The sequence below is a fragment of the Streptomyces sp. NPDC001393 genome (assembly GCF_053597455.1).
This window is the reverse complement of the sequence record NZ_JBSFIH010000031.1, coordinates 90,242-99,668: the sequence shown is the minus strand read 5'-3', so window position 1 is coordinate 99,668 and position 9,427 is coordinate 90,242. Positions and strand designations below refer to the sequence as shown.

Sequence of the window (9,427 nt, the reverse complement as noted above, 5' to 3'; positions counted from 1 at the left end):
TCAATGAGCGCCGTCACCTGGGCCGGGTCGGGTCGAGCTGGGCCGCGAAAAAAGCGGAGGCCGTCCGCAGGACTTCATTCGCCCGCTTGAGCTGGGCATTCTCCTTGCGAAGGGCGGCAAGCTCCTCACGCTCGGCGGTGGTGAGCATGTCGCCTCGCTCGCCGGCATCGGCCTCGGCCTGGCGAATCCAGTTACGCAGGGCCTCGTGATGCACGCCGAGTTCCTCGGCCATGCGGCGGATCACAGGCTTCGGCTCGGAAGCGCGATACATCCGCACCGCACGCTCACGCAACTCCAGCGGGTACTTCCTCGGGGCAGGCATCGTCAGAGCTCCTCTCATGAGCCCTATCTGACCTGCTGTCACCTCGCCCCGCATGTCGGGGGAACCTCAGGGCTGCGCCGCCTGCCCGGAGCCGAACAGGTGGGCAGGATCGCCGACGGCGCGCTGGACTGGATAAGCGCCATCTCTCCACGTGGTCGGCGGATGGCGGTCTACACCGGAGCCGGGGTGCTCGGCGTCGTCGGGGTGGTGGAATGGCCCGTGGCTCTCACCGGCGCCGCCGTGGCGTGGCTGACCCAGCCGAGCCCCCGACGAGGCGTGCAGGACGAGATGGCTCAGGCCAACAGAGCCGGAAACGCTGAGAGCGACACACAAGACAGCCGGCCTGCCACGGCCCACCGCGCCCTCGCCTCCGCGGCGTCCACCGACATCTCGCCGCAGCACCACGGTCTGGGCGACAAGCTGGCGCCCTCCCGCATCCACCATGAGAGCCACCCGCACGAGCAACCTGCCAAGGTAGGTGACCCCGTCACGGCATCGGCGCTGAAGCAGGTTGCGGAAGCCTCAGCACACCACCGGGAAACGTGAGACCACGCGGAGCGAACGCGCGTCGGTCGTGTGGCGGCTGCTGGGCAGCCGCCACACAACATCGCTCAGCGCAGCCCCTCTGATGCTGCTTCACGGGCTCTACCGATTCGTCTCGGCCGCGCTGATATCACCGAGCGCCCACTACGCATCCCGTGCGATCGCCGTGTCGCCGAAGGACGCGATGCCCAAGGGATGGCGCTCCTCGACGACCGGCGGGCGGCAAACGGAGTGCTCACGCATGAGCCAAAAGGCGGTAGATCGCAGCCAGCCTCCATAGCGCCGGGGGGACGAAGCGTCCGAGTCCATAGTGGTCACCGACCGGCGGATGAGCGTCCCACCATGATCTGCGCGTTGGCTTCCGCGAGCACGGTCTCAGCCAGTTCTGCAGCCGACAGTCCGCCACCTGGTCGATGCAATCCATGCCCAACCTGTCCATGGCATCGATCATGAGTGTCTGGTTGCGCTCGGTGCAGGCCAGGAACTTGTCCATCAGGCGCTGTTCCTCGTCTGTAGCTGCTTCATAGCGGCCCGCTGCATGAACGCGGACCCGAACCAGGGCGTCTTCCGTGGCACACGGCAGCCGTGCGCGGGACCCGTAGCCTCGCGGCGCGGATGGGCCAGAGTGCCGACCCCTCCAGGACCAGACCCTTCTTGCCACTGCCTTCGGCTGCATGGGCAGTGATCAGCTCTTCGATACGGGGCCACAGCCGATCGTAGTGCCCGAGAACGGACGCGATCAGTTCGTCAACCGTGAGTGATGCGTAGTGCTCGGCGACGTGCGTCGGCACCTCCCGCTCCGGGGTTCTCCAGGGTCGCCCAGGATGCCGGGCCAGCCTGTCAGTGCTCAGTCCGGGCTGCCCCGTTCTCCCGCCACGGCTGCTTCGGGCAACGCGTCCGCATGAGCGGTCTTTGAGCCTCAGGGGCACGGTGCCTCGCAAGAGCGAGGGGCACTCAAGCGCCGTAACCGTCGCTGTACCCGTCAAGGCGGTGGTGGTCAGGCTTCTCCTCCACCACCGGCGTCGGCGGGACGACGATCCGGCGGCGACGTGCGATGCTACTGAACGTCGTCACGCCGATCAGGCCCACGACCATCAGGATCAGCCCGACAACAGGGATGTTGACGCCTTTCATGTGCCAGTCGGTCGCGAATGTCAGGACGGCTCCCACGGCGATGAGAATGATGCATCCGCCGAGCCCCATGAGACTTCGCCTTCCCTTCGGTTTTCCGGAATCTCCGGTCCCGTCCGGATACCCGTCCCGGTGGCGACTAGGCCTGTCGGATGACTCGCCGGTGAAAGCGCCCCGCCGAACACGTACTCCCGGGGGCACACAGTAGGCAGCCAGGTCGGTGCGACGGATCACCGAACGGAAGAGGCTCACCCTCAGTTCCTCGCAGCCGTCCTCGCGCCACGCCGGTCGGCGAGCAGCGTCAATGGGGAAGTGCCCAGTGCGCTGGCCGAGCGCATGCGCCCAAGCGGACTCCAACTCGTCGGTCCGGCACGGCGGTTCGCCGTCGCCCTCCGCGAAACGGCCACGACCGCTGGTGGAGACAGCGGTCTCCCGGCGATGTCCGGATCGTCGTCGTGGTCGGCCCGCCCCTCGGCCGACGACGTCCAGGCCGGGCTACTTCTGGGCGCTGCTGGCCGCGGTGGGGATCTTCGTCATGGGCAGCTGTTTCTCGGTGTACCAGGGCGCTCAGGCCTTGCGGTCGGACCGCCAGGAGTCGCCGGCAGGCTATACGGCGGGGCTCGCCGTGCTCGGCATCGCGCTCCTGGCCGACGGGGCCTCCCTGCTCTCCGCGCCCTGCACCAGGCGCGCCGGCAGCGGGACGGCGCGGCCGACCCGGCGCTGCGCACGGTGATCGCGGAGGACACCACAGCAGTGACCGACGCGATCGTCGCGGCACTCGGCATCGCGCTGCACATGGCGACCGGGCAGGTCGCCTGGGAGGCCGGCGCGTCCATGGCGATCGGACTGCTCCTGCTGTACGTGGCCTATCGGCTGGCCCGGGAGGCACGCGGCCGGCTGATCGGCGAGGCGGTCGACACGGAACTGCGCGACCGGATCGGTGACTTCCTCGGGTCCCAGAACGAGATAGACAAGGTCGCGGCGCTGCTGACCATGCGACTGGGGATGGACTCGGCGCTCGTCGCCGCCCGCGTCGATCTGGTGCCGGGGCTGGACAGCGAGGAGGTCGAACTGGTCTGTGTGCGACTCAAACGACGGATCACCACGGAGTGGCCGCAGGCCATCCATGTGTACCTGGACATCACCGAGGCACCCGGCCCCGAGGAAGACCCGCCCTCCTAGGCTCGCAGCTTCCCTTCGACGGGCAGGCATCCTTCCCCCGCGGCCGCGGCGGCCACCCCGGCCCCGCCCATGACATCCGGGAACCGTCCGGCTCCACCGTCAACCCACTCATCCGGTTTACCCCGGCCGACCGGCTGGGGGCCGGACCACAGCTCCACGACTGCCCCACGCCTGGGCCGAGGGAAAGGTCAGGTGTACAGAAGGCTGTTACGGCCGTCGTGGCCGTCGGCGTCGTCCTCGTCGAACCAGTAGTCGCCGTGTGCGAGGTAGCGGAAGCCCAACTGCTGGTCGACCGGCAGGGTGACGGTGACCGCGCGGCTGCCGTCGGGACGCGGCGTCAGCGGGTGGGCGCCAGGCTGCCAGTCGTTGAAGTCACCGACCACGCTGGCCTCTCTGGCCGGATGGCCTGCGGGCAGGATGAAGGTGACCTTGGTGTGCTGCTTGTGCCGGGTGCGCTCCAACATCGGGCTGATCACTCCTTGAGGGTTCGGTGAGGCGTCTTTGCCGATCATCGCGTGCGGGGCACCGGCTGCCACGTGGCGCTGGACCAACTCGGCCACGCTGTCACCCGTCCGGCCGGGCCGTGTAAGGCGCCGCATACCAGGTACTCGGCACCAGACATCCGCCACCGGCCCGATCCCACCGGTCGGCCCACCTAGGAGATGAAACGAACACGACCGAGAATGCGCGAGCGTCATCGTCCGCGGCGACGGAGAAGCTGCTCCATCCCGTCGAAACAGTCACGGCGACAGTGAGCCATCTCCCGGGCGCGACCCCGGTCAGAGACGCGTTCGACACCGTCCTTGACACGGTGGGCGTCGTCTCCCCTCGATCACGGCGCATGGCAGCGTACGCGGGTGTCGGACTGATGGGTGCCGTTGGTGTGGTCGAGTGGCCGATAGCGGCCGCGGGCGCCGCGATGGTCTGGCTGACGCAGTCGCGCCCCGGGCGTGCCGAGGGAAGTGGCGGGTCGCAGCCCGGTGGCCGCGCAGCCGGTACGCACCCTCCCAAGAAGACTCACCGGTCGGCCGACCGCTGAGTCCATCGGGTCCGCGAGGTGAGAGATGGTCCTTGGTGCGGTGAGCCGGCTTCCTGCTGCGGGGCTGAGTCTCTCGGCGCGGGTTGCCGGCCAATTCCTCCCGAGCGCGCGTGCTGCTGTCCGACTGGCGGCCGCGGCAGCAGAAGCTGGGGGACGCGCCACCGAACGGAGTGCGGTGGCGGTGGCGGAGAGCGCCGTGCGGGTCGGCCGGGTCGGGCTGAACGCCATGGCTCCCGGCCAGGGATACTGGCGTGCCGGACCCCGGGTCCAGCTCCCCTTGCGTCCTCGTCCGGGCGCCACCGTACGTAGTATGGAGACAGCTGCCAGGCGCGTGGCATCCGGCCTGGCGAAGCATCCGGACGTGCTGGCCGCCTACTGGGACGGCGGGCTGGCGCGGCTGGTGATCCAGACGACGCAGGACGCCGTCACCGATCGTGTGGTGGACAGGGCGACAGAACTGGCGGGCGGGCAGAAGCTGGAGCGGCCGGAGGAGGATGTGCTGGAGCCGGCGCATCCGGGCCACACAGGAGGGGTGCGTTCCGGTGCGCTCGCACTGTTCTGCGACACGGTCGGGATCGGCACCGCCGTCGTCGCGCGGACGGTCCGCCTGAAACAGGGACCGCACCTGCTGACCGCCGGGGTCACCCTGCTGCGTGAGGACCCACGGATACGGAGCGTACTGCGGCGCCGTCTGGGCCGTTCGGCCACGGATCTGGTGCTGGCCGCCGTCAACGCGGCCGCCAACGGGATCGGGCAGTCGCCGACCCCCCTCGCCCTGGACGCCGCACTGCGGGCGGGCCAGCTGGCCGAGGCCGTGGCCCGGGCCGCGGCATTCGACGCCGCGCACGACACCGTCTGCGCGCCGGAACGGCTGAGTCTGGCCGGCCGCGAGGTCGCCCGTCCGCCGCTTCGCCGGTACCCGGGCGAGGAGTACCGGGACCAGGCTGTCACCGGAGCCCTGCGCAGCGCGGCCGGAGCCCTCCTCTTCACCCGCGATGTCCACGAGGGGGCCGAGGCGCTTCTGGCCGGGAATCCCAGAGCCGCGCGCTACGGACCAGCCGCTTTCGCCGCAACCCTGTGCACCGATCTGGCCTGCGAGGGCGTACTCGTCCGTAACCTGGACCGGCTGAGGCAGCTGGAGCTCGTCGACACGGTGGTCCTCCATCCCGAGGCGCTGCGAAGTACCCGGCGCACGGTCCTGGACGTCCACCCCAACGTGCCCGGATGGGACCACGACCATCTGTGGCAGGCCGCGGCGGCCGCCCTGCGGTCCGGCGAGGAGCACGGGCTCTCACTGCGCCCGGTGTCCGACCAGGGAGAGTCGGACACCGGCTTGATGATCGCTTCGGAGCGGGGCCGTGACATCGGTACCGTGCTGGTCGGCTGGGAGATCGACCCACTGGCCGAGGCCGCGTTGGACGCGGCCCGCCGGGCCGGTCTCCACGTGGTGGTGCGGGACGACGGATCGCTCGGCGACTTCGACGCGCTCGTGGACCAACTCGTCGGTCTGGACGTGCCGTTGGCCGACGTGGTGAAGCACCTTCAGGACGAGGGCCGCGTCGTGCTCACCGTGGCCCATGTTCCCTGCGTCGGGGCCGATACGGAGGACGAACTGGACCCCGTGAGCCGTGACGTGCTGGCGGGTCTGCTGCGCAGTGACATCGCCGTCTCCCTCACCGACGCCCGCGGCGCGGTGGTGTGGGGCGCGGACATCCTGCTGCTGCACGGGCTGGAAGGCGCGTGGCGCCTGCTGGCAGCCATCCCTGCCGCGCGGACCGTCAGCGAGCACTCCAAGCTCTTCGCCGAGGCGGGCGCCGCGCTGGCTGGTCTGCTGGTGGTGACCCGGGGGGCCCGCTCGAAACGCGTCACCCTCCCGCTGGGCCTGCGGATCGGTCCGGTGAACGCCGCCGCTGCCGCTTCCCTCGTATCGGGCTGGCGCGCAGCGCTCCAGGTGAGTGCCCACCGTGCACCGCGCCCACCGGCCCGAGTCCCCTGGCACGCGCTCCAGCCCCAGGAGGTGCTGGCACGGCTGCGGGCCGGCGCCGGGGCGGCGGAGCCGGGCACGTTCGCGGATCTCCGGGAGTCCGCCGGCAGGGCCGCCCGTCTTCCCGTTCTCGCCCCCGCTCGCCTGACGTTCCGTCTGGTCGGCGCCGTCCGTGCCGAACTGCACGACCCGCTCACTCCCCTGCTGCTCGTCGGGGCGACCGCGTCGGCTCTCCTGGGGGCGATGGTGGACGGGCTGATGGTGGCCGGCGCGCTCGGTGTCAACGCCCTGGTGGGAGGGCTCCAAAGGCTGCGCGCCGAGTACGCGCTGGCCGGGCTCAAGCTGGGGCAGCGTCAAAAGGCCCGTCGCATCGTCGACGTGGAGAGCGGGGAGACCCGGTTCGTGGACGCGCGGCGTTTGGCGCCGGGCGAGCAGATCGAGCTCTACACCGGAGACGTCGTACCGGCCGACGGACGACTGACCGAGGCCGAGGACCTGGAGGTGGACGAGTCCTCGCTGACCGGCGAGTCGTTGCCGACCGGCAAACAGGTGGACGCCACACCGCAGGCTCCGGTGGCCGACCGTCACTGCATGGTCTTCGCGGGCACCACCGTGGCCGCCGGTCACGGCCGTGCCGTCGTGGTGGGCACCGACGACCAGACCGAGGCCGGGCGTGCGGCCCACCTCGCCTCACGCGCCCGGCCGGCGCCCGGCGTCCAGGCCCGGCTGCACGAACTGACCGGCAAGATGCTGCCGTTCACGCTGCTGGGTGGCACAGCCGTGACCGGCCTGTCGCTGCTTCGCGGCCGACCGGTACGCGAGGCGGTCCGCGGTGGGCTGGCCGTCGCGGTGGCCGCCGTCCCCGAGGGGCTGCCGCTCGTGGCGACCGTCGCACAACTGGCGGCAACCCGTCGACTCAGCCGGATCGGTGTACTGGTCCGCACCCCACGCGCCCTTGAGGCCCTCGGTCGCATGGACACCATCTGCTTCGACAAGACCGGCACCCTCACCCAGAACCGCCTGCGCGTGGTGCGCGTCGCCACGGCGGACGGCGACCAGCACCCGGCCGCCACCGAGGCGGCACCCCTGTTGCAGTCGGCCGCACTGACCTGCCGCACCCCCGACCATGAGGCGGGAATCCACGCGCACTCCACGGACGAGGCCATCCTCGCCGCCGCCCCGATCAGCTCTCGGCGCAAGCCCCTCGCGATCCAGCCGTTCGAGGCCAGCCGGGGCTACGCCGCCGCAGTAGGCGCCAGCGCGGACGATTCCCGCGTACTGCTGGTGAAGGGCGCCCCCGAGGTCGTACTGCCCGGCTGCGCAGACAGCACCGACGACCTCGCGAAGGCCCTGGCCGCGGACGGCCTGCGGGTGCTGGCGGTCGCCAGCCGCCCGCTGACGGACACCGAAGAACCCACCGAGGCGCTCGATCGCCCTCTCGCAGACCTGGACCTGCTCGGCTACGTCGCCCTGGCCGACACCCCTCGTCCCAGCTCCGCGCCGCTGGTTTCCGATCTCCGCGACGCCGGTGTACGGCCCGTCATGCTCACCGGCGACCACCCGCAGACGGCTCGTGCGGTCGCCGTCCAACTCGGCTGGCCCGACGACGTATCGGTGATCACGGGCGGCCAACTCGCCGAACAGGACCGCGCCGGACGGGCGCGCCTGCTGGGCGACTGCGACGTGGTGGCCCGCGTCGCACCGGATCAGAAGCTGCAGGTGATCGAGGCGCTCCAGGCGGCCGGGCGAGTGGTCGCCATGGTCGGCGACGGTGCCAACGACGCCGCCGCCATCCGCGCCTCCGACATCGGCATCAGCATCGCGGTCCGCGGCTCGGCCGCGGCCCGCAACGCGGCGGACCTGGTGATCACCAGCGATGACCTGTCCATGCTCGTCGCCGCCGTCGCCGAGGGCCGAGCACTGTGGCGCAGCGTTGCGGATGCGATCAGCGTGCTGATCGGCGGCAACGCGGGTGAGATCACTTTCTCGGTGCTCGGGACCCTGCTCTCCGGCGCCTCACCGCTGTCCACGCGGCAGATCCTGCTGGTCAACCTGCTCACCGACATGTTCCCGGCGATGGCGGTCTCGGTCACACCACGCAACGAGACGACCGAGGACAGCCCGGACGGTGAATCGGCGCTGGCGGACAGCGTCCCGGTCGGCGTCGCGGCGCTCGGCGATCCGCTGACTCGTCAGATCCGCGAACGAGGCATCGTCACCACGCTGGGTGCGAGCACGGCCTGGCTGATCGGCACGATCACTCCCGGCTCCGCGCGACGGACCAGCACGATGGCACTGTGCGGGGTGGTCGGAGCCCAGCTCACCCAGACCGTGTCCGGTCGGCGGCACAGCCCACTCGTGCTCATGACAGCCCTCGGTTCGGCAGCGGTGTTGGTCGGCCTCGTCGAGACGCCACTGCTCAGCCAGTTCTTCGGCTGCACACCGCTCGGTCCGGTGGCTTGGGCCGGAGTGGCCACCGCGATGGGCGTCGCGATCCTGGGCCCCCGGCTGGTACCGGAAATCGACGAACTCCTCCGACGACTCCAAGTCGCTGTCCGGCCATAGCCGACTCAGCCCCCGGTACGGCCATCAGCAGCTCCCGAATCCGCTGCGGCTTCCCATACCGCCTGCGATCCGAGGGCGTCTCACCGAGCTTGCGTGTGCGGCGAGTTCCGCGTTGTCAAGCTCCTGGCCGCTCGGGCTGTGTGACCGCGCCCCGGGTGACGGTTCTTCGAGCCCGGCGCCGTCCGGACCCGGGACGGGCTGCTGTTTCGTTCGGTGAGGATGCGTGCGGCTTGAAGGGGCAGGCGGGGCCAGTTCGACGCGTTCCTCGCCCGTCCGCCTGGCATCCAAACGCCAGGCGGAGCCGTGCCTGGGGCGAGGAGGCGGATCAAGCTTTCGTGGTGTCCGGCGGCGCGACCCCAGGCGCTCAGGTGGGAATGTCGCGCGGCCCGACCGCCCACGGCATCCGTGCCGATCCCGGTCTCGTGCGAGGGCCGCTCACGCTTCTCACCCTGCGGTGACGGACGGAGTCCGACGGGCGCGGACCGGCATGAGTGCCTCGGCAGCGGGGGACCCGGTGAGTATGGAAGGCGCGCCTGTGACTGTCCAGCCGCCGAGCCCCGATGGTGGCCGGCAGGTCACGATCCATGGCAAGGTCGTCGGCACCGCGTACCACCTGCTCGATGTGGTGGAATTCTGCGCCGAGAGGGCCTCCCGGAGACCG

The 9,427-nt window shown here is 70.7% G+C and carries 5 protein-coding genes and 2 pseudogenes; 3 read left to right on the top strand and 4 right to left on the bottom strand.

Going from position 1 to position 9,427, the window contains the following annotated elements:
* Positions 1–46 precede the first annotated feature (46 nt).
* Positions 47–322, bottom strand: a pseudogene (locus tag ACWC2T_RS28935) (transposase); the annotation flags it as partial.
* 27 nt (positions 323–349) lie between these two features.
* On the opposite strand from ACWC2T_RS28935, the gene ACWC2T_RS28930 reads away from it, so the two are divergent.
* The gene (locus ACWC2T_RS28930) at positions 350–868 is read left to right on the top strand and encodes a hypothetical protein (RefSeq protein WP_450673283.1); all 519 of its coding nucleotides are present in this window, start codon (positions 350–352) and stop codon (positions 866–868) included.
* A gap of 232 nt (positions 869–1,100) precedes the next feature.
* On the opposite strand, the gene ACWC2T_RS28925 is transcribed toward ACWC2T_RS28930, so the two are convergent.
* Both ACWC2T_RS28925 and ACWC2T_RS28920 read right to left on the bottom strand, forming a co-directional pair.
* On the bottom strand, positions 1,101–1,358 hold the full coding sequence (locus ACWC2T_RS28925) for a hypothetical protein (protein ID WP_450673276.1): 258 nt from the start codon (positions 1,356–1,358) through the stop codon (positions 1,101–1,103).
* A gap of 461 nt (positions 1,359–1,819) precedes the next feature.
* Entirely contained in the window at positions 1,820–2,068 is a 249-nt protein-coding gene (locus ACWC2T_RS28920) for a DUF6458 family protein (protein ID WP_356038667.1), read from the bottom strand.
* Positions 2,069–2,444: 376 nt separating this feature from the next.
* Between ACWC2T_RS28920 and ACWC2T_RS28915 the strand changes: the two are divergent.
* Positions 2,445–3,178, top strand: a pseudogene (locus tag ACWC2T_RS28915) (cation diffusion facilitator family transporter); the annotation flags it as partial.
* A 188-nt stretch (positions 3,179–3,366) separates the two neighbouring features.
* Here the strand turns inward: ACWC2T_RS28915 and ACWC2T_RS28910 are convergent.
* Positions 3,367–3,642 carry an isoamylase early set domain-containing protein gene (locus tag ACWC2T_RS28910; protein ID WP_450673275.1) on the bottom strand — a complete coding sequence of 92 codons (276 nt, stop codon included), beginning with the start codon at positions 3,640–3,642 and terminating at the stop codon, positions 3,367–3,369.
* Positions 3,643–4,242: 600 nt separating this feature from the next.
* On the opposite strand from ACWC2T_RS28910, the gene ACWC2T_RS28905 reads away from it, so the two are divergent.
* Entirely contained in the window at positions 4,243–8,766 is a 4,524-nt protein-coding gene (locus ACWC2T_RS28905) for a cation-translocating P-type ATPase (protein WP_450673274.1), read from the top strand.
* Positions 8,767–9,427 lie beyond the last annotated feature (661 nt).

Coding starts and splice junctions, on each gene's coding strand:
- ACWC2T_RS28925 (WP_450673276.1), bottom strand. CDS start 1,358: ATGGACAAGTTCCTGGCCTGCACCGAGCGCAACCAGACACTCATGATC.
- ACWC2T_RS28920 (WP_356038667.1), bottom strand. CDS start 2,068: ATGGGGCTCGGCGGATGCATCATTCTCATCGCCGTGGGAGCCGTCCTG.
- ACWC2T_RS28910 (WP_450673275.1), bottom strand. CDS start 3,642: ATGTTGGAGCGCACCCGGCACAAGCAGCACACCAAGGTCACCTTCATC.
- ACWC2T_RS28905 (WP_450673274.1), top strand. CDS start 4,243: ATGGTCCTTGGTGCGGTGAGCCGGCTTCCTGCTGCGGGGCTGAGTCTC.